The organism is Clavibacter sp. GW821-FHT01D01, assembly GCF_059422605.1.
Window position 1 is genome coordinate 478179 of the sequence record NZ_JBWKXC010000001.1, and the last position, 22320, is coordinate 500498.

22 protein-coding genes and 3 tRNA genes are annotated in these 22320 nt (G+C 74.7%); 18 read left to right on the forward strand and 7 right to left on the reverse strand.

The genetic code is table 11. The features are described 5' to 3' along the window. Positions 1-3: 3 nt before the first annotated feature. Together AC07VC_RS02430 and AC07VC_RS02435 are read right to left on the reverse strand one after the other, a co-directional pair. Positions 4-291, reverse strand: coding sequence for a DUF1905 domain-containing protein (locus tag AC07VC_RS02430; RefSeq protein WP_494674554.1), 288 nt, complete (start codon positions 289-291; stop codon positions 4-6). Positions 292-322: 31 nt separating this feature from the next. Beyond that, positions 323-709: a DUF4229 domain-containing protein gene (locus AC07VC_RS02435; RefSeq protein WP_494674553.1), complete on the reverse strand. Its 387-nt coding sequence runs from the start codon at positions 707-709 to the stop codon at positions 323-325. A gap of 127 nt (positions 710-836) precedes the next feature. Between AC07VC_RS02435 and AC07VC_RS02440 the strand changes: the two genes are divergently transcribed. Next, the gene (locus tag AC07VC_RS02440; RefSeq protein ID WP_494674552.1) at positions 837-1259 is read left to right on the forward strand and encodes a PLD nuclease N-terminal domain-containing protein; all 423 of its coding nucleotides are present in this window, start codon (positions 837-839) and stop codon (positions 1257-1259) included. A 6-nt stretch (positions 1260-1265) separates the two neighbouring features. Beyond that, positions 1266-3023: a 2-succinyl-5-enolpyruvyl-6-hydroxy-3-cyclohexene-1-carboxylic-acid synthase gene (menD, locus tag AC07VC_RS02445; protein WP_494674551.1), complete on the forward strand. Its 1758-nt coding sequence runs from the start codon at positions 1266-1268 to the stop codon at positions 3021-3023. A gap of 33 nt (positions 3024-3056) precedes the next feature. Here menD and AC07VC_RS02450 read toward each other — a convergent pair whose 3' ends face one another. Continuing rightward, on the reverse strand, positions 3057-3791 hold the full coding sequence (locus tag AC07VC_RS02450; protein WP_494674550.1) for a tyrosine-protein phosphatase: 735 nt from the start codon (positions 3789-3791) through the stop codon (positions 3057-3059). A 96-nt stretch (positions 3792-3887) separates the two neighbouring features. On the opposite strand from AC07VC_RS02450, the gene AC07VC_RS02455 reads away from it, so the two are divergent. Together AC07VC_RS02455 and AC07VC_RS02460 are read left to right on the forward strand one after the other, a co-directional pair. Beyond that, the gene (locus AC07VC_RS02455; protein ID WP_494674549.1) at positions 3888-4460 is read left to right on the forward strand and encodes an ArsR/SmtB family transcription factor; all 573 of its coding nucleotides are present in this window, start codon (positions 3888-3890) and stop codon (positions 4458-4460) included. After that, positions 4457-5764 carry an MFS transporter gene (locus AC07VC_RS02460; protein ID WP_494674548.1) on the forward strand — a complete coding sequence of 436 codons (1308 nt, stop codon included), beginning with the start codon at positions 4457-4459 and terminating at the stop codon, positions 5762-5764. The genes AC07VC_RS02455 and AC07VC_RS02460 overlap by 4 nt, the downstream gene beginning before the upstream one ends. Here AC07VC_RS02460 and AC07VC_RS02465 read toward each other — a convergent pair. Further along, entirely contained in the window at positions 5761-7035 is a 1275-nt protein-coding gene (locus AC07VC_RS02465) for an isochorismate synthase (RefSeq protein WP_494674547.1), read from the reverse strand. The two genes, AC07VC_RS02460 and AC07VC_RS02465, sit on opposite strands and share 4 nt — an antisense overlap. 159 nt (positions 7036-7194) lie before the next feature. Here AC07VC_RS02465 and ubiE point away from each other — a divergent pair, with 159 nt between their 5' ends. The 5 genes from ubiE (at position 7195) to AC07VC_RS02490 (ending at position 11952) form a co-directional block, all read left to right on the forward strand. Beyond that, positions 7195-7929 carry a bifunctional demethylmenaquinone methyltransferase/2-methoxy-6-polyprenyl-1,4-benzoquinol methylase UbiE gene (gene ubiE, locus AC07VC_RS02470; RefSeq protein WP_104289381.1) on the forward strand — a complete coding sequence of 245 codons (735 nt, stop codon included), beginning with the start codon at positions 7195-7197 and terminating at the stop codon, positions 7927-7929. Positions 7930-7964: 35 nt separating this feature from the next. Beyond that, on the forward strand, positions 7965-9035 hold the full coding sequence (locus tag AC07VC_RS02475) for a polyprenyl synthetase family protein (RefSeq protein ID WP_494674546.1): 1071 nt from the start codon (positions 7965-7967) through the stop codon (positions 9033-9035). Between the two features lie 91 nt (positions 9036-9126). Next, positions 9127-10497, forward strand: coding sequence for an FAD-dependent oxidoreductase (locus AC07VC_RS02480; RefSeq protein WP_494674545.1), 1371 nt, complete (start codon positions 9127-9129; stop codon positions 10495-10497). Between the two features lie 123 nt (positions 10498-10620). Then, complete coding sequence (locus AC07VC_RS02485) at positions 10621-11343, forward strand: prepilin peptidase (RefSeq protein WP_494674544.1); 723 nt, start codon at positions 10621-10623, stop codon at positions 11341-11343. Positions 11344-11466: 123 nt separating this feature from the next. Next, positions 11467-11952 (forward strand): MarR family winged helix-turn-helix transcriptional regulator, encoded by a 486-nt coding sequence (locus AC07VC_RS02490; RefSeq protein ID WP_317230593.1) that lies wholly within the window; start codon positions 11467-11469, stop codon positions 11950-11952. 18 nt (positions 11953-11970) lie between these two features. Here the strand turns inward: AC07VC_RS02490 and cls are convergent, their stop codons facing one another. Beyond that, entirely contained in the window at positions 11971-13440 is a 1470-nt protein-coding gene (gene cls / locus AC07VC_RS02495) for a cardiolipin synthase (RefSeq protein ID WP_494674543.1), read from the reverse strand. 78 nt (positions 13441-13518) lie between these two features. Beyond that, positions 13519-14007: a YajQ family cyclic di-GMP-binding protein gene (locus AC07VC_RS02500; RefSeq protein ID WP_094117076.1), complete on the reverse strand. Its 489-nt coding sequence runs from the start codon at positions 14005-14007 to the stop codon at positions 13519-13521. Positions 14008-14149: 142 nt separating this feature from the next. Here AC07VC_RS02500 and AC07VC_RS02505 point away from each other — a divergent pair. From AC07VC_RS02505 to AC07VC_RS02525, 5 genes are all read left to right on the forward strand, one after another. Then, positions 14150-14231, forward strand: a tRNA-Tyr gene (locus AC07VC_RS02505). 111 nt (positions 14232-14342) lie between these two features. Further along, on the forward strand, positions 14343-15329 hold the full coding sequence (locus AC07VC_RS02510; protein ID WP_317230591.1) for an aldo/keto reductase: 987 nt from the start codon (positions 14343-14345) through the stop codon (positions 15327-15329). A gap of 58 nt (positions 15330-15387) precedes the next feature. Then, complete coding sequence (locus AC07VC_RS02515) at positions 15388-16134, forward strand: YoaK family protein (RefSeq protein ID WP_494674542.1); 747 nt, start codon at positions 15388-15390, stop codon at positions 16132-16134. Positions 16135-16215: 81 nt separating this feature from the next. Next, on the forward strand, positions 16216-17025 hold the full coding sequence (locus AC07VC_RS02520; RefSeq protein WP_494674541.1) for an inositol monophosphatase family protein: 810 nt from the start codon (positions 16216-16218) through the stop codon (positions 17023-17025). A gap of 225 nt (positions 17026-17250) precedes the next feature. After that, entirely contained in the window at positions 17251-18423 is a 1173-nt protein-coding gene (locus tag AC07VC_RS02525) for a M23 family metallopeptidase (RefSeq protein ID WP_494674540.1), read from the forward strand. A gap of 89 nt (positions 18424-18512) precedes the next feature. On the opposite strand, the gene AC07VC_RS02530 is transcribed toward AC07VC_RS02525, so the two are convergent. Then, positions 18513-20264, reverse strand: coding sequence for a glycoside hydrolase family 13 protein (locus tag AC07VC_RS02530; protein ID WP_494674539.1), 1752 nt, complete (start codon positions 20262-20264; stop codon positions 18513-18515). 162 nt (positions 20265-20426) lie between these two features. Between AC07VC_RS02530 and AC07VC_RS02535 the strand changes: the two genes are divergently transcribed. The 4 genes from AC07VC_RS02535 to AC07VC_RS02550 all read left to right on the forward strand — a co-directional run bounded on the left by AC07VC_RS02535 (position 20427) and on the right by AC07VC_RS02550 (position 22007). Further along, on the forward strand, positions 20427-21365 hold the full coding sequence (locus tag AC07VC_RS02535; RefSeq protein WP_494674538.1) for an aldo/keto reductase: 939 nt from the start codon (positions 20427-20429) through the stop codon (positions 21363-21365). A 129-nt stretch (positions 21366-21494) separates the two neighbouring features. Beyond that, a tRNA-Thr gene (locus AC07VC_RS02540) sits at positions 21495-21566 on the forward strand. A 40-nt stretch (positions 21567-21606) separates the two neighbouring features. Then, positions 21607-21680 (forward strand) — tRNA-Met (locus AC07VC_RS02545). Positions 21681-21815: 135 nt separating this feature from the next. After that, positions 21816-22007, forward strand: a complete 192-nt coding sequence (locus tag AC07VC_RS02550) for a hypothetical protein (RefSeq protein ID WP_317229444.1) — start codon at positions 21816-21818, stop codon at positions 22005-22007. Positions 22008-22320 lie beyond the last annotated feature (313 nt).

Genomic DNA, 22320 nt, shown 5'->3' on the forward strand with positions numbered 1-22320 from the left:
GCGTCAGGTCAGGCGCTCGGTGATCCGGACGTCGACCTCGTCGCCCAGGTCCTTGCCGAGCCGCTTCCGCAGCCTCGCGCTGAGGGACAGCATGTGCCCGCCGGATCCGGTCGGCAGGAGGCCGATCGTGAGCGGCTCGCCGTCGACGGCGGCCACCACCTTCACGGCCCTGCCCGTCCCGAGCAGCTCCGCGGAGCCCGGGACCTCGACGCACGGCCAGAGGTCGCCCTTCACGGTGACGCCGATGGGCGCGGTGAAGGCGATGTCGAGGGGTCCTATGCCCGATCCCATGGATCCCGTCCTGCCTCGCGCGTCCGGCGGGTCAGCTGCGCTCGGCCTCGCCGTCGGCGCGCGGGGTGGCGGCCGCGGTGTCCGGCGTGCCGGCGCCCGGGGCGCCCGCGTCCTGCGCGGCGACGTCGGGCGCGCCCGCGGCCCGGGCACGGCGCTCGGCGGCGTCGACCGCGGCGTCCTCGGAGTCGTCGTCCTCCACGGGCTTGCGGCGGCCCGCCGCGACGGCCGCGAGGTCCGCGGCCATGGCCTCGCGCTGCCGGCGCAGGAAGATGTAGGAGCCGCAGAACGACACGACCGCGCCGATGACGGCGGCCAGGGGCCAGAGGTCCGGGTTCACCGCGACGACCAGGCCGAACGGGATCGCGAACATGAGCACGCGGAGGACGGTGTAGACGAGCCAGTAGCGACGGGAACTCACCGGGCAAGCATAGGTCGGGCACCTGGACGAGGGGCCCGGCGCCCCCATCCCGGTCGCCCGGCGCGCGCTCCCCGCGCGCACATCGGACGCCCGGCTGTTTCCCCGGCGGCGGAGCTACCATGACGAGATGCCCCGCCTGCTGATCGGTCTCGCCGTCGTGATCGTGTTCTTCACGGTCTTCGTCATCGTGGACACCGCGTTGACGCCGCGGACCCGCATGCGCGGCCTCCCGAAGCCCGCGTGGATCGCGGTCGTCGTCCTGGTGCCCCTCATCGGCGGCATCCTCTGGCTCACCATCGGCAAGGACCGCACCGACCTGGCACGCGCCTCCGGCCGCCGCCTGGGTCCCGACGACGACCCGGACTTCCTCTCCGGCCTCGGCCGCACCCGGTCGGAGGAGGAGCGGATCCGCCGCCTCGAGCAGGAGCTCGCCGACCTCGACAGCGACGGCGCGGGTCCCGACGATCCGCCCGCGCCGCCGGCTCCGGGCGGCACCCCGCGCCCCGGCCGCGACGACGACGACCGCGCACCGGGCCGCCGGGACGCCTGACCTCCGGTGACCGCGACCGACTCCCGCCCCGTCCCTCCCTCCTCCCCGCGCACCGGCAACCCGTCCACCGACCGCGCCCTGGCCATGCTGCTGGCGCTCGTCGCCGAGGGCGTCACCGACGTGGTGCTCTGCCCCGGATCCCGATCGCAGGCCCTCGCGCTCGTCGCCGCGGAGCTGGAGCGCGTCGACGGCGTCCGCCTGCACGTGCGCATCGACGAGCGCGCGGCCGGCTTCCTCGCGCTCGGCCTCGGCGTCGAGTCCGGTGGGCCCGCCCCCGTCATCACGACGTCCGGCACGGCCGTCGCGAACCTGCACCCGGCCGTGCTCGAGGCGTGGCACTCCGGCGTGCCGATGCTGGTCCTCACGGGCGACCGCCCCGCGGAGCTCCGCGGCATCGCGAGCAACCAGACCACCCGCCAGCCCGGCATGTTCGGCGACCGGGTCGCCTGCGTGGACGTGCCCGCGCCGGAGGGGACCGACGACGACCTGGCCCGGGACGCCGCCCTCGCGCGCGACGCGTACCGCCTCGCCCGGGACGAGCGGACGCCCGTGCACGTGAACGTGGCCTTCCGGGATCCGCTCTCCGTCGCCGTGCCCGACCTGGCTCCGGCGGTCCTCGAGGCCCGCGCCGCGGCGGACGCGGCCGCCCGGGCAGCGGCGGCCCGTCCCGCGCCCGACGGCGACGTCCTCGACCTGGCCCACGGCCCGCGCACCCTCGTCATCGCCGGCCACGCCGCGGGTGAGGCCGCCGAGGAGCTCGCGCGCGCCGCGGGCTGGCCGCTCGCCGCGGAGATCTCCAGCGGGTCCCACTTCGGCCCCAACGTCGTCGTCTCCTTCCGCGAGCTGCTCGCGCGCCCCGGCTTCGGCGACCGCGTCGAGCGCGTCGTCGTGTTCGGCCACCCCACCCTCACCCGGGAGGTCCCGCTGCTCGTCGGACGGGACGACGTGGAGGCGATCGTCGTCGGGTCCACGGGCGGCGAGGACTACGACCCCCGCCACCGCGTCACCGCCCGGCCGGCCGCCGTGCGCGTGGTCGGGGAGCCCGCGGATCCGGCGGAGGCGCGGCGCTGGCTCGGCACCTGGGTGCAGGAGAGCCGCGCGATCCTCGACGCGGCGACCGCCGCCGAGACCGCCCCGCTCGTGCCCGTCGGCACCACGCCCGCCGAGCGCCGCGAGTTCGCCCGCTCCGAGCTCGCCGCCGTGCGCGCCGACGTCACCCGCCGGCACCTGGTCCGCGCCGTCTGGCAGGCCACGTGGCCGCACGACCGGCTCGTCCTCGGCGCGTCGCGGCTCATCCGCGAGGCCGACCGGGCGCTCCGCGGCAAGCGCGTGCGCGTGCACGCGAACCGCGGGCTCGCCGGCATCGACGGCACCGTCTCGACGGGCCTCGGCATCGCCCTCGCCTCGCAGGCGGGATCCGGCACGTCCGCCGCGGGCGTCACCCGGGTGCTCCTCGGCGACCTCACGCTCCTGCACGACGTCGGCTCGCTGCTCCTCGGCACGGGCGAGCGGGTCCCGCGCATCCAGGTGATCGTGGGCAACGACGGCGGGGGCACCATCTTCGACGGCCTCGAGGTGTCCCGCACCGCGGCGCCCGCGGCGATCGACCGCGTCATGTTCACCCCGCAGCGCGTGGACCTCGCCGCCCTCGCCGCCGCCTACGGCTGGACCCACCTGCGCGCCTCCACCCGCGGCGAGCTGGAGGCGGCCCTCACGACCGCGTCCACGGCGCCCCTCCTCATCGAGGTGCCGCTGGTCCGGTAGGTGCCGCGGGCGTCGGCGGAGCCGTGCGCCGGCTCAGTCCGCGACGGCGCCCCGCCAGGTGCGCAGGGCCCGCCGTTCGGCGACGGTGAACCCGGCCGCATCGAGGAACCGGTCGAGGTCGACCCCGGTGAGCGCATCCCGGAACGCGGCCTCGCTCGTGGTCCCGCGCTCGGCGAGGAGCGACTCGAGCGCCGGCTCCAGGTCGCGCTCGCCCGAGTTCGCCGCCCGCTCAGGGCCGAGGCGGACGGTCGCGAGGTAGTCGTCCACGATGTCCTCGGGCTCGGCGTCGACCGCGAGCAGCAGCAGGAGGGCGACGAGACCGGTGCGGTCGCGACCGGCGCCGCAGTGGAACAGCACGCCTCCCGCGGGGGCGTCGAGGATCGCCCGCAGGGCGGATCCCGCCCGGGCCGGCAGCTCCGCGAGGTGCGGCAGGTAGTACAGCGGGGTGCCCACGAGCCCCGTGTCCCAGTAGGGGACCCAGAAGGACGGATGGTCGTCGAGGTCGTCGAGGTCGACTCCCACGACGTGGACCCATGCGGGGCGCGCATGCGCGTCGCGGGCGCGCTCGGCGGGCTGCCGGAGGTCGAGCACGGTGCGGTAGCCGAGCTCGCGCAGCCGCTCCCATCCGGTGTCGGCGATGAGGTCGGCGCTCTCGCACCGCGCGAGGGCACCGGTCGGGGTGACGCCGCCGCCGCGGAGGCGGATGCCCCCGAGGTCGCGGGCGTTCACGAGGCCGTCGATCGGGAGGGCGCGGTCGGATGCGGTCATCGCTCGATCCGATCACGAGGACGGCCGGGGGTCGTCATCCTCGCGACCCTCAAGCGAGTGTTTGACGGTCGGTGCGGGGACATGGTGGGATGGCGCGTGCCCACCGACAAGACCGACCTCCGCGACCTCCGCGTCATCGCCCACCCGCTGCGCCTGCGGCTGCTCTCGCTCTGCACGCGGTCGCCGCACAGCGCCTCCGAGGCCGCGCGCGAGCTCGGCGAGACGCAGGCCAACGTGAGCTACCACCTGCGGCGCCTCCGGGAGGCGGGACTCCTCGAGGAGGCGGGTACGGAGCTGATCCGCGGTGGACGGGCGAAGCGCTACCGGCACGCGCCGGAGAGCGGGGAGCGGCTCGCGACGGCGGCCGACGGCGGGCTCCCTCTCGTGGCTGCCGCGCTCGCCGCGGAGCTGACCCGCCGATCGACGATGCACGCGGCGGGCACGCGGCCGGTCGTCACCGACGCCGAGCTCACCGTCGCCGCCGGCACGTGGCTCCGGGCGCAGGACCTCGCCCGCGAGCTCGGCGCGGTGCTCCACGACGACTCCGGACGCCGGACGGGCGACGCCGACCTGACGGTCAGCGCTACGGTCGCGCTCTTCGCCATGGCGGCGTCCGGGTCCGGGGCGGCGTCCGGGCCGAGCACCGCGCCCATGGATCCCGCGCCGTGACGGACGGGACGCCCCCGCCCGCCCGCACCGGCTACCGGGCTGTGCTGGCACTGCCCGGCGCGCTCCGGGCATTCGTCCCCGCGATGCTCGGACGCCTCTCGTTCGCGATGGTCGCGCTCGCGCTGCTGCTCCTGGTGCAGGGCCGGACCGGGTCCTTCGCCGCGGCGGGCCTCGCGACCGGCGCGTTCGGTCTCGCGAACGTGCTCGCATCGCCGGCACGGGCGCGGCTCGTCGATCGGCTCGGCCAGCGTCCGGTGCTCGTCGCCCTCGCGCTGGCGCACGCCCTGGGACTGCTCGCGGTGCTGCTCGTGGTGCGGATCGACGCGCCCGTCGGGGCTGTCGTGGCGGCCGCCGCGCTCGCCGGTCTCGCGATGCCGCCGCTCGGCGCCGCGATGCGCGTCGTGTGGGCCGCGCTCGTCCCCGACCAGCGCATGCGCACGCGCGCGTACAGCCTGGACGCCGTCGGCGAGGAGGTCGTGTTCACCGTCGGTCCGCTGATCGTGGCCGCGCTCGTCGCCGCAGCGGATCCCGAGGTCGCGGTGCTCGCGTCCGCCGCCGCGAGCGTGATCGGCACGCTCGGCATGACGTCGTCACCCCTGTCCCGGGCGCAGGGCCCGCGACGACCCGTGCGGGGCGCGCGGACGGACCGCCGCGCCCGCGCCCGTCCCGCGGCTCCGCTCCGCCAGCCGCTCATGGTCCCCCTCCTCGTGACCCTCGTCGGCGTCGGCGCCGTGCTCGGCGCGGTGGAGGTCGCGGTCACGGCGCTGGCCGAGCGCGCGGGAGGCGTCGCGCTGGCGGGGCCGCTGCTGGCCGCCTTCGCGGCGGGGAGCGCGGTCGGCGGACTCGCGTACGGGACCCGCGCGTGGCGCGCGCCCGTGCGCGTCCGACTGGTCGCACTGGTCGCCGCCATGCTCGCCGCGACGGCCCTGCTCGTCGCGGTCGCTGCCCGGATCCCCGTGGAGCCGGGCGCGCTCGCCCTCGTCGTCCTCGGGGCCGCGCTCGTCCCGGTCGGCCTGTTCCTCGCGCCCGCGATGGTGTCGGGATACCTCCTGGCCGATGCGCAGACCGAGCCGGCGGTGCGGACCGAGGCGTCCGCCTGGGTGAACACGGCCGTCAACACGGGCGTCGCGCTCGCCGCGGCCGCGGTCGGCGCGATCGTGGACGAGGCCGGTCCGGTCGCCGGCATGCTGGCGGGCGCGCTCGCGGCTCTGGTCCTCGCGGGGCTCGCGACGCCGGCGCTGCTGCGACGACGGAGGGCGCCGGAGCCCTCGACGCCGACGGCGGCCGGACGGGCAGGGACCTAGCCCAGCGCCTCCACGACCGGGCGGAACTTCATCGCGGTCTCGGCGCGCTCGCGCTCCGGGTCGGATCCCGCGACGATGCCCGCGCCCGCGTGCGCGACGATGGCGCCCGACGGGTCCACCTGGGCGCCGCGCAGCGCGATGGCCCACTCGCCGTCGCCGTCGGCGGCGACCCAGCCGACCGGTCCGGCGTAGCGGCCGCGGTCGGCGGGCTCCAGCTCGGCGATCAACGCGAGCGCGGCGGCGGTGGGGTGCCCGGCGACGGCGGCCGTCGGGTGCAGGGCGCCCACGAGGTCGAGCGACGAGGATCCGTCGCCGAGCGTGCCCGTGACGTCGCTCGCCAGGTGCCACAGGTTCGGGAGCTTCAGGGTGAAGGGGGCGTCGGTGGTGGCGAGGTCGCGGCTGTGCGGGCGGAGCGCGTCGAGGACGCTGTCGCGCGCGAAGGCGTGCTCCTCGTTGTCCTTCGGGGAGGCGGCGAGGCCGGCGGCAGCAGCGGCGTCCTCCCGTGCGTCCGCGCCGCGCGACACCGTGCCCGCGAGCACGCGTGCGCCGACCGTGCCGCCGCCGACGCGCACGAGCGTCTCGGGGCTCGCGCCGATGAGACCGTCGACCGCGTAGGTCCAGCAGTCCGGGTAGCCGAGCGCGAAGCGGCTGAGGGCGAGGCGCAGGTCGCCGCCCAGGGGCAGGCGCCCCACGAGGTCACGCGCGATGACGACCTTCTCGAGGTCGCCGGCGCCGATCGCGGCGACCGCGCGCGCGACGGCCTCCTGGTAGGCGTCCGGGCCCATGGCGCCGGGGCGGAGGTGGAGCCGGTACTCGGCACCGGAGCGCTCGGGCACGGGGACCGCCCCGGCCGTCAGCGCGTCGAACGGCGACGCGGGGTCGGACGGCTCCGCCTCGGCGAGCCGGATGCGGGTCACCCACGACACCCCGTCGCGCCGGCCGACGACGACGCGCGGCACGACGAGCACGCTCGCGGCCTCCGAGTCGTCGGCGAACGCGAAGGCGCCGATCGCGATGAGCCCGGTGCCGGGGATCCCGAGCGGATCGACGACGGTCGCGGCGGCGGCGACCTCGCGCCACGCGGCGGCGGCGTCCCGCACGCGGTCGGGGCCGCGGAACTCCAGCCGGAGCGCCTCGCCGATGCCGCCCATCCCCGATCCGTGCCGCAGCCACAGGAGCGGGTGCCGGGCGTCGAGGAGGGGGACGAGCCGGGCGATGGAGTCGACGGGGGTGGTGTCGACGAGGAGCGCTCGGACGCGGGATGCGGTCACGGATGCCAGCCTACCGCCGGGGATACGGGCCTCCCCGGGCGCGCGGAGGGCCCTGGCCGGACCTCTCCGGGGCCGGTCGCCCCCGTCCTCTGATCGGCCCCTGGGCATCCGGCCGCCGCCCACCGTGCGCCCAGCGCTCCCGAATAGACTGACGGGGTGATGCGTGCAGACCTCAGCAAGAAGCCCGGCCAGGTGTCGGCGATGTTCGACGAGGTATCGAGCGCCTACGACCGGACGAACGCCCTGCTGTCGGTCGGCAACGACCAGCTGTGGCGCGTCGCGACCACCCGGGCGGTCGCCCCCGTCGCCGGCGAGCGGATCCTCGACCTCGCCGCGGGCACGGGCACCTCGAGCGCCGCGCTCGCCGCCTCCGGCGCCCACGTCGTCGCCGCCGACTTCTCCGAGGGGATGCTCGAGGTCGGCCGCCGCCGGCACGCGGGCAACCCGCGCATCGAGTTCGTGCACGCCGACGCCACCGACCTCCCCTTCGAGGACGACTCGTTCGACGCGGTCACCATCTCCTTCGGCCTCCGCAACGTGGTCGAGCCGCGCACGGGCCTCGACGAGCTCCTCCGCGTGCTGAAGCCCGGCGGCCGCATCGTCATCTGCGAGTTCAGCACGCCGCCCGTGCCGCTCGTGCGCCGCGGCTACGACCTCTACATGAAGGCCGTCGCGCCCTCCCTCGTGAAGCTCGTGAGCTCGAACGCCAGCGCGTACGAGTACCTGAACGAGTCGATCCAGGCCTGGCCCGACCAGGAGACGCTGAGCTCGTGGCTCCGCACGGCCGGCTTCGAGGCCGTCGAGCACCGGAACCTCACCGCGGGGATCGTGGCGCTGCACCGCGGCGTCAAGCCCGTCGGCCGCCACGCCGCTCCCCGTCCCGCCGCGTCCTGACCGCGCGTGAACCCCCAGAGACAAGGACGCCGATCATGAGTCCGAGCATCCCGCTCGCCCGCCGCGGCTCCGTCGCGTCCCACGCCAGCCTCACCGAGCGGCTGTTCTCGTCCTCCGACGACCGCCGCATGGCCCGCAGCATCGACGACGGGCTCGCGCTCGTGGAGGAGCAGCTCCTCCGCGAGGTGCGCTTCGCCGACGACGTGGCCGACGTCACCACGCGCTACCTGCTCGACGCGGGCGGCAAGCGGGTGCGTCCCATGCTGGCCCTGCTCATCGCCCAGCTCGGCGAGGGCAACACCCAGCAGGTCGTCGACGCGGCCGTCGCCATCGAGATCACGCACCTCGCGTCGCTGTACCACGACGACGTCATGGACGAGGCGGACATGCGCCGCGGCGTCCCGAGCGCGCAGGCCGTGTGGGGCAACTCCATCGCCATCCTCGCGGGCGACCTCCTGTTCGCCCGTGCCAGCAAGATCGTCGCGGACCTCGGCCCCCGCGCCATCCGCCTGCAGGCCGCCACCTTCGAGCGCCTGGTGCTCGGCCAGCTCCACGAGACCATCGGCCCGCGCGAGGACCAGGACCCCATCGAGCACTACCTCGACGTCCTGGCCGACAAGACCGGCTCCCTCATCGCCTGCGCGGCGCAGATGGGCGTCATCTACTCGGGCGCGGATCCCGAGCTCGAGTCCGCCGTCCTCGCGTTCGGCGAGCGCACCGGCGTGGCCTTCCAGCTCGTCGACGACGTGCTCGACCTCGCCGACCAGCCCGAGGAGACCGGCAAGCTCGCCGGCACCGACCTCCGCGCCGGCGTCTCCACGCTGCCGCTGCTGTACCTGACCCGGCTCGCGGCCACCGACCAGGAGGCGGCGGCGCTGCTCGCCCGCATCCAGCGCGACGTGGAGCACGAGGAGACGCCCGAGTCGGAGGCCGACCTCACGGCGGCCATCGCCGAGCTCCGCGACCACGAGGTCACCGCGCGCACCATCGCCGAGGCCCACCGCTGGGCCGCCGATGCGGTCGAGGCGCTCGCCCCGCTCCCGGAGGGCCCGGTCCGGAAGGCGCTCACGCGCTTCGCCGACACCATCGTCGAGCGCACGCGCTAGCTGCCGCTCGGCCCCGCCGGCTCTCGCGGGGATCCGCACCACCACGCCCCCGACGGCCGGCACGGGGACGCCGACGAACAAAAGGACATCAGTGACCAAGCTCAGGCTGGCCATCGTGGGCGCAGGGCCCGCGGGGATCTACGCGGCAGACATCATCCTGAAGGCCGAGAAGCAGTTCGACGTCTCCATCGACCTGTTCGAGCGCCTCCCCGCGCCCTACGGCCTGGTCCGCTACGGCGTCGCGCCCGACCACCCCCGCATCAAGGGCATCATCGGCGCGCTCCGCGACGTGCTCGACCGCGGCGACATCCGCATCTTCGGCAACGTCGACTACGGCCGCGACATCACCCTCGCCGACCTCCAGCGGCACTACAACGCGGTCATCTTCTCCACGGGCGCGATCCGCGACGCGGAGCTCGACATCCCCGGCATCGACCTGCCCGGGTCCTACGGCGCCGCGGACTTCGTGAACTGGTTCGACGGGCACCCCGACTTCCCGCGCGACTGGCCCCTCGAAGCCCGCGAGGTCGCCGTCATCGGCAACGGCAACGTGGCGCTCGACGTCGCGCGCATGCTCGCGAAGCACGCGGACGACCTGCTGCCCACCGAGATCCCCGACAACGTCTACACGGGCCTCAAGCACTCGCCCGTCACCGACGTGCACGTCTTCGGCCGCCGCGGCCCCGCGCAGGTGAAGTTCACGCCGCTGGAGCTGCGCGAGCTCGGCGAGGTGCCCGACGTCGACGTGATCGTGTACGACGAGGACTTCGGCGTGGATCCCGCCGCCGAGGAGGCCGCGAAGACGAACAAGCAGGTCATGGTCATCAGCCGCGTGCTGGAGAAGTGGCGCACCCGCGAGGCCGGCACCGCCTCGCGCCGCCTCCACCTGCACTTCTACTCGCGCCCCGCCGAGGTGCTCGCGTCCGACGACGCCGAGCCCCGCGTGGCGGCCCTGCGCATCGAGCGCACGCGGCCGGACGGCACGGGCGGCGTCGAGGGCACGGGCGAGTTCCGCGACGTGCCCGTGCAGGCGGTGTACCGCGCGGTGGGCTACTTCGGCTCGCCCGTCGACGGGATCCCGTTCGACGAGCGCCGCGGCGTCATCCCGAACCACGAGGGCCAGGTCCTCGACGCGGACAACACCCGCGTGCCGGGCGTCTACGCCACGGGCTGGATCAAGCGCGGGCCCATCGGCCTCATCGGGCACACGAAGTCGGACGCGATGGAGACCGTCTCGCACGTCCTCAACGACCAGGGCGACTGGTGGACCCCGGAGGCCCCGGAGGAGCAGGCGATCGTCGACCTGCTCGCCGACCGCGGCATCGAGTTCACCGACCTCTCCGGCTGGCACGCGCTCGACGAGCACGAGATCGCGCTGGGCGCGCCGCACGGCCGCGCCCGCATCAAGGTCGTCGAGCGCGACGAGATGCTCGAGGCGTCGCGCGCGCGGCAGTCCGCCTGACCCGCCCCGCCTGATCCACGCCGACGGGCGTCCGCGGTCCTCCCGCGGGCGCCCGTCCTCCGTCCGTCCCCAGGCGGGCGACCGGCACCCCGGTCGCCCGCCGCTGGCCCCTAGGGTCGCCGGGTGATCCCCGTCGCCGCGCCCCCGCTCTCCGCTGCGCTCGTCGGCGTCGGGGGCCTGTGGGGCGCCGCGGTCGGCGCCGTCGCGCCGGCCCTCGCGCGGTGGGCGCTCGCGGGAGGCCGGGGCCCGGACCTCGTCCCACCCGCCGCGGACCCGTCCGCCGCCCGTCCTCCCGCCGCCGATCCGCCCACCGGCCGCGGCCGCCGCTCCGCCGCCGTCGCCGCGCTCGCGACGGGCGCGCTCACGGCCGCCGTGGTGGCCGGGACCCCGACCGCGCGCCTCCCGCTCGCGCTCCTGCTCCTCGCGGTCGGCCCCGTGCTCGTGGTCGCGGACCTCGCGGCGCACCGCCTGCCCGACCGCGCCACGGGTCCCGCCGCCGTCGCCGCCGCGGCCGTCGCCCTGGCCGCGGGAGGTCCCGGCCTCCTCGTGCAGGCCCTCATGGGCGGCCTCGGCGCCGTCCTCGTCCTCGCGCTCCTCCAGGCCGCGACGGCCGGGGGCCTCGGATCCGGGGACGTGAAGCTCGCGGGCGTCATCGGCCTGGTCCTCGGCCAGCTCGGCGCGGCGCAGGTCGCCCTGGGGCTCGCCGCGGGGACGCTCCTCGGCGGCGTCGCGGCGCTCGCGCTGCTCGTGGTCGACCGCCGACGGGCGCCGGCGGCGATCCCGTTCGGGCCGTGGCTCCTGCTCGGCGCGCTCCTGGTGGCCGCATCGCCCACTACGATCGCGTGAGCGTGCGGACGACCCCGGCCGATGGTTGCCTGTACGTCGGCATCGTCGTGCTCGGACAGGCGTACGGTGGAGTCAGTGTCCAAGACCCCGGCATCGACGTACTGACGAGCCAGAGGAAATGACATGGCGGATAGATCGCTCACACTGCTGCAGGACGAGACCGGAGTGCTGCTGGCCGCGGCATCGCGGGCCGTCGTCTCGCTCTACCGGCCGCTGCTGCAGCCGCTCAACCTGACCCACCCGCAGTACCTCGTGCTGCTGGCCCTCGACGAGGAGGAGCCGCAGGCGGTCGTCGACCTCGCCGAGAAGCTGCACCTCACCCCCGGCACCCTCTCCCCGCTGCTCAAGCGCCTCGAGGTGTTCGGCTACGTGACCCGGTTCCGCGACACGTCCGACGAGCGCCGGCTCTCCGTCGGCCTCACCGATGCCGGGCGCGACATGCTGCCCGTCATCTGGCGGGTCGGCGACCAGGTCCGCCGCGACATCGCGGGCGAGGAGGAGGGCGACTCGCAGCTGCGCGACCTCCTGCAGGGCGTGCTCGACCGGGCCATCGCCCACGAGGTGGGCGATGCGCGCACGGGTGCCGACGGCTCCGGCGTCATCGCCTGACCCGCGCGCCCCTCGGGCCTACTGCACGCCCGAGGTCAGGCGGGCGAGGTTGTCCAGCACGGTGCTGGTGCGCGTGCGGCGGCTCCACTCGTCGAGCGTGAGCTCGCGGCTGCGCGCCCGGTAGCCGTCCTCGACGCGGCGCATCTCGCGCACGAACCCGGGGCCGCGCACCATCAGCGAGACCTCCATGTTGAGGCTGAACGAGCGCATGTCCATGTTGCTCGAGCCGATGACGGCCACGTCGTCGTCGATCGTGAAGTGCTTGCTGTGCAGGATGTACGGGGCCCGGTACATCCAGATCCGCACGCCGGCGTTGAGCAGCTCCTCGTAGTAGGAGCGCTGCGCGTGGTAGACCACGGGCTGGTCGCCGATCTCGCTCACGAACAGCTCCACGGAGAGCCCCCGCTGCACCGCGGTGGTGATCGCGTACCGCATGGAGTCGTCCGGCACGAAGTACGGCGACGTGATGACGATGCGCTCCTGCGCGTAGTACAGCAGCGCGTTGAAGAGCCGCAGGTTGTTCTCGCCCGGGAACCCGGGGCCGGACGGGACGACCTGGCAGTCGAGGTCCTCGTCGTCCGGGGTCGCCGCGATCTCGATCGGCTCCGTCTCGCGCACGAGCAGCTGGTCGGTCTCGGCGTACCAGTCGGTGATGAAGATCGCGTTCAGCCCGCTGACGATGGGCCCCTCGAGGCGCGTCATGAGGTCCTGCCACTTGAGCCCGCGCTTGCGGTTGACGACCTTGTTGTAGCTGCGGTGCACCATGTTCTGCGAGCCCATGAACCCGACGTGGCCGTCGACCACCAGCACCTTGCGGTGGTTGCGGAGGTCGGGCCGCTGGTAGCGCCCGCGCAGCGGCTGCACCGGGAGCATGAGGTGCCAGTCGGCGCCGATCGCCGTGAGCTTCCGCGTGGTGCGCCGGTAGCCGGGTGCTCGCAGCGAGGCGATGTGGTCGAGGAGCACGCGCACGGTGACGCCGCGCGCGACGGCGCGCTCCAGGGCGTCGAAGAACGGGGCGCTCGTCACGTCCCAGGCGAGGATGTAGAACTCGACGTGCACGTAGCGCGTCGCCTTCTCGACCTCCGCGGTCATCGCCGCGATCGACTCGTCGTACTGGCTGTAGAGCCTCGCCCGGTTGCCGCCCACGAGCGGCATGGCGCCGAGGGTCCGGTTGAGCTCGACGACGGAGTCGAGCCACGACGGCCAGGAGTGCTCCCGCGTCACCCGCTCGATGCCCTCGGTCGACTCGATGATGAAGCGGTTGATCTCCTGCTGCTTCTCGCGCCGGCGCCGCGGCAGCCGGGTGGAGCCGATGAGCAGGAACAGCAGGATGCCGATGTACGGCAGGAAGAAGATGGCCATGAGCCACGCCATGGCGGTCGACGGCCGGCGGTTCCGCGGGATGACCAGCAGGGCCGTGACGCGGACGATGAAGTCGACGACGAGCGCGAGCCCCGCGAGGATGAGGGTGGTCATCGAGGCATCCATCAGGCGGAGTCTAACCGGGGCGCCCTCGGGCCGACCGGGCGGGGGGCTCGACGGACACGCGCCCGGAGCCCCCGCGGGTCAGCGGAAGTTGACGAACTGGAGGTCGAGGTCGACGTCCGCGCCCTTCAGCAGCGCGATGGTCTGCTGGAGGTCGTCGCGGCTCTTGCTGGAGACGCGGAGCTCGTCGCCCTCGACGCGGCTCTTGATGCTCTTCGGGCCCTCGTCGCGGATGATCTTGCCGAGCTTCTTCGCGTTCGCCTGGTCGATGCCCTGCTTCAGGGTGACCTCGATGCGGTACTCCTTGCCGGAGGCGAAGGGGTCGCCCTCCTCGAGGCTCTTGAGGCCGATGCCGCGCTTGATCATCTTCGACTGGAGGACGTCGAGGATGGCCTTCACGCGCTCCTCGCTGGAGGCCTTCATGAGGATGGTGTCGCCGCTCCACTCGATGGAGGCGCCGACGTTCTTGAAGTCGTAGCGCTGCTCCACCTCCTTCTGGGTCTGGTGGACGGCGTTGTCCGCCTCCATGCGGTCGACCTTGCTGACGACGTCGAACGAGGAATCTGCCATGCCGACCATGTTAAGGGACGGCGGCGGGGGAGCGGCCGGTGCGCGGCCGGGGACGCGGCCGGCGCGATTTCGGTTCGCGGGCCGGCTCCCGCTATCATCGACGAGCGTCTCCGGTCCGTGATCACACAGGTCGGGTGCGCATGGCGAGTTACCCTAGCGGCCAAAGGGATCTGACTGTAAATCAGACGGCTCAGCCTTCGGGGGTTCGAATCCCTCACTCGCCACCCCATGAGGACGGCCCCGCGACGCGGGGCCGTCCGTCTGCCACGACGCTCTCGTCGCCGGCCCGCCCGTGCCCGCATCGCCGCGGACGCGCCCGACACCTGGACCCGCACATGTTCCCCGCCGCCCCCGGCCCCTCGACGCGCGCCCTCGGCACCTCCGGCCTCGTCGTCTCGACCCTCGGACTCGGCACCAGCGGCTTCGGCTGGACCGCCGACCGCGCGGAGGCGTGGGCGATCCTCGACGCCTACCGCGAGGAGGGCGGCACCTTCGTCGACACCGCCTCGTCGTACTCGCAGTGGGTCCCGGGGCACGCGGGCGGCGAGTCCGAGGCGATCATCGGCGGCTGGCTGGCCGCGCGCGGCTGCCGCGACGAGGTGGTCGTCGGCACGAAGGTCGGCAAGAGCCGCGACGCGCCGGGCACCTCGGCGGGCTCGATCCGCCGGGGCGTCGACGCGTCCCTCCGTCGCCTCCGCACGGACCGGGTCGACATCGTGCACGCGCACCTCGACGACACCCGCACGCCGCTCGAGGAGACCGTCGCCGCCCTGTCCGACCTCGTGACGGGCGGCAAGGCCCGTGTCGTGGGCGTCTCCGGCTTCACCCCGGAGCGCATCGAGCGGGCGCTCGCGCTCGCGCACGGATCCGGCGCGGTGCCCGTCGGCGTCGTCCAGGAGGAGTACAGCCTGCTGGCCCGCGACCACGCCGAGGGGCGGATGCAGGCGGTCGTCCGGCAGGAGGGCCTCGGGCTCGTCGCGCACAGCGTGCTCGCCAAGGGGTTCCTCACGGGCAAGTACCTGCCCGGGGCGCCCGCGGTCCCGTCGGCGCGCGCCCTCGACGCCGAGCAGTACATGTCGCCGGGCGGGCACGCGACCGTCCGGGCGGCCGAGGACGTCGCCCGGCTCCGCGGGGTGACGGTCGCCGAGGTCGCCATCGCCTGGGTGCTCGGCCGACGCGGCGTCGCGAGCGCGCTCGTGGGCGCGCGCACGGCCCGGCAGATCCGCCAGCTGATGCCCGCGGCGCAGCTCCGGCTCGACGACGACGAGGTGTCCCGCCTCGCGGCCGCCGCCGCGCGGGCGACGCGCGACCGGACCGCCTGACGCGCCGCCCGTATCCTGGGGCGACCGACGACCGACCGCATCACGAGGAGATCCGCCCGTGTCCCGTCCCTGGCCCGAGGGCTCCTACATCGCCGCCCTGCTCGTGATGACCACCGCGACCGGCGCCATCGACGGCGTGAGCTACCTCGCCCTCGACCGCGTCTTCACCGGGAACATGACCGGGAACGTGCTCTTCATCGGCTTCGGCCTGGTGGGGGTCGCCGACATCCCCGTGCTCAACAACCTCGTCGCGCTCCTCGCGTTCATGCTCGGCGCCGTCGTGGCGTCCCGCATCACCCGCCGGGCGCCCACGGACGTGCACCTGCCGCGCTCGTCGGTGTGGATCCTCGTGGCCGGCACCCTCCTGACCCTGGCGCTCGCCGTGGTGTGGCTCGCGGTCGGCGCGCTCGACACGACCGTGATGATCGCCATCACCGGGTTCCTCGCGCTGCTGCTCGGCGCGCAGGCGGCCGCCGTGAAGAGCATCGGCCTGCGGGACCTCTCCACGGTGGTCGTGACCATGACGATGGTGAACCTCTCCTCCGACAGCCGGGTCGCGGGCGGGACGGGCGCCGCCTGGGCCCGCCGCATCGGCGCGATCGTCTGCATGGGCCTCGGCGCCCTCGTGGCGGCGCTCATCACGACCCGGGTCGGGGGCGCGTGGGCGCTGCTCGCGGCCGGCGGGCTCATGGTCCTCGGCGTCGCGCTGCTCTGGAACGCGCGTCGCGTCGAGCGGAGGCGCCTCCGCGAGGGGGCGGACGCCGCGCCGGTAGTGGACGAGCGGCTCGGCGCGGCCCCGGCCTGAGCCGGACCCGGCGCCCGGCGGCGACCGCGGCCCCTGGCGCCCGCCCCGCAGGCGTCGGGGCCCCTCTGGCAGGGTGGGAGCATGACCAACCCCGGTGACACCGCGCTCCTGACCATCGCCCGCGACATCGCCGTGCGTGCCGGGGAGCTCGCGCTCCGCCGCCGCCGCGAGGGCGTGGAGGTGGCGGCGTCGAAGTCCAGCCCGGAGGACATCGTCACGCACGTGGACCGCGAGACCGAGGACCTCATCCGGCGGGCGCTGCAGGACGTGCGCCCCGACGACGGCTTCCTCGGCGAGGAGTCCGCGGGCACGACGGGCACCTCGGGGCTCACCTGGGTGGTCGACCCCATCGACGGCACCGTCAACTTCCTGTACGGCATCCCCGTCTGGGCGGTGAGCATCGCCGTGGTCGAGGGCGAGCCGGATCCGCTCACCTGGTCCGCGCGCGCCGGCTGCGTGGTGAACCCCACCCGCGGGGAGGTCTACACGGCCACGGCGGGAGGGGGATCGGCGCTCGACGGCCGGCCTCTCGCCGTGAACACGGGCGTGCCGCTCTCCCTCGCGCTCGTCGGGACGGGCTTCTCGTACGCGGCGGAGACGCGGATGCGGCAGGGCCGGGTGGTCACCGACCTCCTCGGCGAGGTGCGCGACATCCGCCGCATCGGCGCCGCGTCGCTCGACCTCTGCGACGTCGCGGCGGGCCGCACGGACGCGTGCTTCGAGCGCGGGCTGAAGCCCTGGGACCACGCGGCGGGGGCCCTCATCGCGGCCGAGGCGGGCGCCCGCGTGACGGGCGCAGGCGGCGGCCCGGCGTCCGCCGAGCTCCTGATCGCGGCGGCTCCCGAGCTCGCGCGCGCCCTCGAGGAGCGGCTCGAGCGCCCGCGCGCATAGCCCCTCCGACCCTCCCGGCGCATCCCCCGGGTGGCGCGAATCCCTTCCGCCGGTTAGCCTTTACCGATCCGTTACATTGCGACCGGGCTCGAACCGGTCGCACGCGCACGCCCCGACCCCCGTCGGCCGGCACCGCGCAGCACCTGTCCCTCGCACTAGGAGTCCTCCGATCCTGTCCGTCCTCCACGCCTCGCGTGCCCCCCAGCCCTCCGTCCGGCGGCCCTCGTGCTGACCCCCGACGAGACCACGGGGACCACGTACCCGACGCGACGCGAGCGCCGTGAGGCCGAGCGTCGAGCGGCCGGGGCCACGAGCGGATCCGCGGGGTCGGCCGTCCGCACCGAGGCGCCCGAGTCGCCCGTCGAGACGGAGGCGCCCGCACCCCGCCTCCTCCCCGTCGCCGTCGAGGCCCCCGCCGTCCCCACCACGCACCTCCCCGCGGACGCCGAGCCCGCCGTCCTGGCCGCCGCCGAGTCCGTGCCGCTCGAGACCCGCGCCCGCCGCATCCGCGCCGCGTCCGCCGCCGCCCCCGAGACCCGCCGGTCCTCGTTCGTGCACGCGAAGCGCGCCAGCGTCCCGGCCGCCGCCCCCCACGTGCGCTCCCGCGGCCGACGCGTCCCCGTCTCCTCGCGCCCCGCCCTCGCGGCGCCCGCGCCCGAGGCCGCCGCCGGCCGTCGTCGCGCCAACGCCTCGCGCGGCCTCACGCTCCTCACCATGGCGTTCGTCGCCACCGTGACCATCGCCACCTCGCTGCCGTCCTCCGCGTTCCTGACGGGGCAGGACATCGCCCAGGCGAACGTGGTCACGGACGCGCCGGCGAGCTCCATCCCCAGCCAGAGCATCGCGCTCTCCGCCGCTCCCGAGGCCAGCGTCGTCGGCGGGACCGACGACGCGTTCACGGCCACGACCCCGCAGCAGATCATGCTGGCGCAGACGTCGAAGGGCGCCGGGGCCTTCACGAACGACATCAACGGCACCATCCAGTGGCCCTTCGCCTCGGGCGTGCCCATCAGCGGGGTCTTCGGCAACCGCATCGCGCCCTGCTCCAACGGCTGCTCGAGCAACCACCAGGGCGTGGACTTCGCCCCCGGCATGGGCGCGCCCATCCAGTCGATCGCCGACGGCGTCGTGCGGGAGTCCGTCAGCAGCGACTCCGGCCTCGGCGTCCACCTCGTCATCGACCACGTCATCGACGGGCAGCTCGTCACGAGCGTCTACGGCCACATGCTGCCGGGGTCCATGCGCGTCCAGGCGGGCGATCCCGTCACGGTCGGCCAGCAGATCGGCCAGGTCGGCAACACGGGCGCGTCCACCGGCCCCCACCTCCACCTCGAGATCCGCATGGCCGACGGCACCGCGGTCGATCCCTTCGCCTGGCTGCAGGAGCACGCGAACTAGCAGCATCGGCGGCGCGCATCGCGCCCGCACGACGGAGCCCCCTCGCCCGAAGGCGAGGGGGCTCCGTCGTGCGGTCGGCGCCGACCGGGTCAGTCGGCGATGAGCCACACCGTCGTGTCGGACGGCACGGCGTCCCCGTCGAGCGCGCGGCTGGCGAGCAGCACGCGGCCCTCGGGCAGCGGCACGGGCGCGGCACCGAGGTTCGCGACGACCGTGACGCCCGAGCTGCGGAAGGCGAGGACGTCGTCGCCCTCCGCCGTGATCCACTCCATGTCGCCGAGCGCGAGGCCGTGCTCGCGGCGGAGCAGCAGCGCCTCCGTGTAGAGCGACAGCGTCGAGGCGGGATCCGCCTGCTCGGTGTCGCGGGCGAACCGGTCCCAGTCGTCGGGCTGCGGCAGCCAGCTGGCGTCGCCGGTGCTGAAGCCGTACGACGGGGCGCCCGCCTCCCACGGGATCGGCACGCGGCACCCGTCGCGCCCGTAGCGCTCGCCCGCGGTGCGGTGGAACGTCGGGTCCTGGCGCGCCTGGTCGGGCAGGCGGATGTCCTCCGGCAGCCCGAGCTCCTCGCCCTGGTAGATGTAGGCGCTGCCGGGCAGCGCGAGCATGAGCGCGCTGGCGGCGCGGGCCCGGCGGAGGCCGAGCTCCTCGTCCACCGTCACGGTCGAGCGCGGGCCGATGCCGACGCCCTGCGGGTTCTCGCCCGAGAGCGCGAGGCGGCTGGCGTGCCGCACCACGTCGTGGTTAGACAGCACCCACGTGCTGGGCGCGCCGACGGAGGAGAAGGTCGCCAGCGACGCGTCGATGGTGTGCCGGAGCGCGGTCGCGTCCCACGGCGTCTCGAGGTAGCTGAAGTTGAAGGCCTGGTGCATCTCGTCGGGGCGGACCCAGTCGGCGAGCTTCGCGAGCGGCTCCACCCACGCCTCGGCGACCATGGCGCGGTCGCCGTCGTAGGAGTCGAAGATCTCGCGCCACTCGCGGTAGATCTCGTGGACGCCCTCCTGTGCGAAGTACGGCGGCGGGGGAGCGGACGCGGCGGGCTCGTCGTCCACGCCGCCGGCGCCGCCGCCCATGCTGCCCTGGCCCTCGGGCGGCGTGTAGTCCGGGAGGCCGGGGGCCTTGACCATGCCGTGCGCGACGTCCACGCGGAATCCGTCGACCCCGCGGTCGAGCCAGAAGCGGAGGATCTCGCGGAACCGGGCGCGCACCCACGGGTTCGTCCAGTCGAGGTCGGGCTGCGACGAGTCGAACAGGTGCAGGTACCACTGGCCGGGCGTGCCGTCGGGCTCCGTGAGGCGCGTCCAGGCGGGTCCGCCGAAGATCGACTCCCAGTTGTTGGGCGGGAGCTCGCCGTCGGCGCCCTTCCCGTCGCGGAGCATGTAGCGGGCGCGCTCCTCGCTGCCGGCGGGGGTCGCGATGGCCTCCTGGAACCAGCGGTGCTCGGAGGAGGTGTGGTTGGGGACGATGTCGACGATCACGCGGAGGCCGAGCTCGTGCGCGCGGCGCTGCATCCGGTCGAAGTCGTCGAGGGTTCCGAACAGCGGGTCCACGTCGCAGTAGTCGGCCACGTCGTAGCCGGCGTCGTTCTGCGGGGAGAGGAAGAACGGGGAGAGCCAGACGGCGTCGACCCCGAGCTCGCGGAGCGCGGGGAGCCGCTCGGTGATGCCGGGTAGGTCGCCGATGCCGTCGCCGTCGGAGTCCGCGAACGAGCGGGGGTAGATCTGGTAGATCACGGCGGTGCGCCACCACTCGGATCCGGTGCCGTGCGCGTCGTCGCCGTCGGGGCGGGTCAGGATGTCGTCCCGGGCAGCCGGGGACAGGGCTGTGGGGGCAGGCGGAGTCATGCGACGAGCCTAGGCGACGGGCGGTGGGCCTCCCCGCGTCGGGGTCGGGCGCGCGGGCCCCGCGGGACCGCCGGGCGCGCGGCCGCGGAATAGCCGGGCGCCCGCGGCGGCTTGACCCTGGAGGCGGCCACCGCCGTCATCACCGGACGAAGGAGATCAGTCATGACGAACCCCGCACGCGTGCCCCTCGGATCCAGCGGCCTGGAGGTGCTGCCCCTGTCCTTCGGCGGCAACGTCTTCGGGTGGACCGCCGACGAGGAGACCTCGTTCCGGCTCCTCGACGCCTACACGGCGGCCGGCGGCAACTTCATCGACACGGCGGACGTGTACTCCGCGTGGAAGCCCGGCAACTCCGGCGGCGAGTCGGAGGAGATCATCGGCCGCTGGCTCGCGTCGCGCGGCCGCCCCGACGACCTCGTCATCGCCACCAAGGTGGGTTCGCTCGAGGCCGCGAAGGGCACCTCCCGCGACAGCGTCCGTCGCGGCGTGGAGGCCAGCCTCCGCCGCCTGGGCGTGGACGCGATCGACCTCTACTACGCGCACGTCGACGACCAGGACACCCCGCTCGAGGAGACCGTGACCGCGCTCGCCGAGCTGGTGACGGAGGGGAAGGTGCGCGCGATCGGCGCCTCCAACTTCACCGCGGAGCGCCTGCAGGCCGCCCTCGACATCTCGGCCCGCGAGGGCATCGCCCGCTTCGAGGTGCTCCAGAACCGCTACAACCTCGTCGCCCGCGACGACTACGAGGGCGAGCTCGCCGACCTCCTGATCCGCGAGGGCATCGCCTCGGCGCCGTACTCGGGCCTCGCGAGCGGCTTCCTCACCGGGAAGTACCGTGGCGCGGACGTCGACAGCCCGCGCGCCGGCGCCGCCTCCCAGTACTACGACGACCACGGCCGCGCCCTCCTCGAGGTGCTCGACCGCGTCGCCGCGGACCACGGCGTCAGCGTCACGACCGTCTCCCTCGCCTGGCTCCGGGCGCAGCCGTCGGTCACGGCGCCGATCGCGAGCGCGCGCGACCTCACGCAGCTCCCGGACCTCCTGGCCTCCGTCGAGCTCGAGCTGACGGCCGACGAGGTCCGGGACCTGTCCGCCGTCTGATCCCCTGCCGGCCGACCCGACCCGTCCGGGCCGGCCGTGCCCCGGTCCGGGGCCGTCGCGCGTCTCGCGGGCGGTCCCGGACCTGCTATCGTCGTAGGGTTCCAGCGCGTCTCCGACGCGCCCAGGCACGCCCCCATAGCTCATTGGTAGAGCACTTCCTTGGTAAGGAAGAGGTAGTGAGTTCAATCCTCACTGGGGGCTCGATCCTCCACGAGCGGCCACGGCCGCCGGCGGGGGTCATGGCGGGGTAGCTCAGGTGGTTAGAGCACACGGCTCATAATCGTGGTGTCGCGGGTTCAAGTCCCGCTCCCGCTACGGAAGCACGGATCCTCCGCGGTCCGTCCTCCTCGATAGGCCCCGGACACCTCTCGCCAGGTTCCGGGGCCTTTCCTCATGCCCCACCGGATCCCGTGCTTCCGATCGGACAGGTGCCGGGCGTAGCCTCCGGGCATGACCCACCACGAATCCCCCGACCACCCCGACCACGCCTCGGGCGCCGAGCACGACGACGTGCTCTACAAGACCCAGGGCAACCCCGTCCCCGACGCGCACGACGAGGAGCGCCGCGAGGCGTCCGCCGGCGGCGACTACACCGCCAGCGAGTCCGAGGCGGAGAAGGAGGCGCGCGAGGGCGGCGCCTGATCCGCCTCCCGCGCACCGAGCGCACGAGGGCCGCCGCGACGCGTTCGCGGCGGCCCTCGTGCGTGCCGCGACGGTCTGCGCGGCCGCCCGGGAGCGGGTCGGCCCGGGGCCGCGGCACCCGTCGTGGGGCGCCTCCGCGGGCGACACGCCGGGGTCGCGCGGGCTCCAGATCCGGTCGGCGAGCGCAGATCCGCATGATCGTGCGGAAGGCGCCGCGACACGCCGAAACACTAGATGTAGTGGAATGACAGGTCTGTAGTTCGGGTTATATAGTGGAGACCTCGCCGCCCCACCAGGTGGCCGAGCAACCCGG

What these genes read in the sequence shown, in the direction of transcription:
- AC07VC_RS02430 (WP_494674554.1), bottom strand. Translation starts at nt 291, where the DNA reads ATGGGATCGGGCATAGGACCCCTCGACATCGCCTTCACCGCGCCCATC.
- AC07VC_RS02440 (WP_494674552.1), top strand. Translation starts at nt 837, where the DNA reads ATGCCCCGCCTGCTGATCGGTCTCGCCGTCGTGATCGTGTTCTTCACG.
- AC07VC_RS02450 (WP_494674550.1), bottom strand. Translation starts at nt 3,791, where the DNA reads ATGACCGCATCCGACCGCGCCCTCCCGATCGACGGCCTCGTGAACGCC.
- ubiE (WP_104289381.1), top strand. Translation starts at nt 7,195, where the DNA reads ATGCGTGCAGACCTCAGCAAGAAGCCCGGCCAGGTGTCGGCGATGTTC.
- AC07VC_RS02475 (WP_494674546.1), top strand. Translation starts at nt 7,965, where the DNA reads ATGAGTCCGAGCATCCCGCTCGCCCGCCGCGGCTCCGTCGCGTCCCAC.
- AC07VC_RS02490 (WP_317230593.1), top strand. Translation starts at nt 11,467, where the DNA reads ATGGCGGATAGATCGCTCACACTGCTGCAGGACGAGACCGGAGTGCTG.
- cls (WP_494674543.1), bottom strand. Translation starts at nt 13,440, where the DNA reads ATGGATGCCTCGATGACCACCCTCATCCTCGCGGGGCTCGCGCTCGTC.
- AC07VC_RS02500 (WP_094117076.1), bottom strand. Translation starts at nt 14,007, where the DNA reads ATGGCAGATTCCTCGTTCGACGTCGTCAGCAAGGTCGACCGCATGGAG.
- AC07VC_RS02510 (WP_317230591.1), top strand. Translation starts at nt 14,343, where the DNA reads ATGTTCCCCGCCGCCCCCGGCCCCTCGACGCGCGCCCTCGGCACCTCC.
- AC07VC_RS02520 (WP_494674541.1), top strand. Translation starts at nt 16,216, where the DNA reads ATGACCAACCCCGGTGACACCGCGCTCCTGACCATCGCCCGCGACATC.
- AC07VC_RS02530 (WP_494674539.1), bottom strand. Translation starts at nt 20,264, where the DNA reads ATGACTCCGCCTGCCCCCACAGCCCTGTCCCCGGCTGCCCGGGACGAC.
- AC07VC_RS02535 (WP_494674538.1), top strand. Translation starts at nt 20,427, where the DNA reads ATGACGAACCCCGCACGCGTGCCCCTCGGATCCAGCGGCCTGGAGGTG.
- AC07VC_RS02550 (WP_317229444.1), top strand. Translation starts at nt 21,816, where the DNA reads ATGACCCACCACGAATCCCCCGACCACCCCGACCACGCCTCGGGCGCC.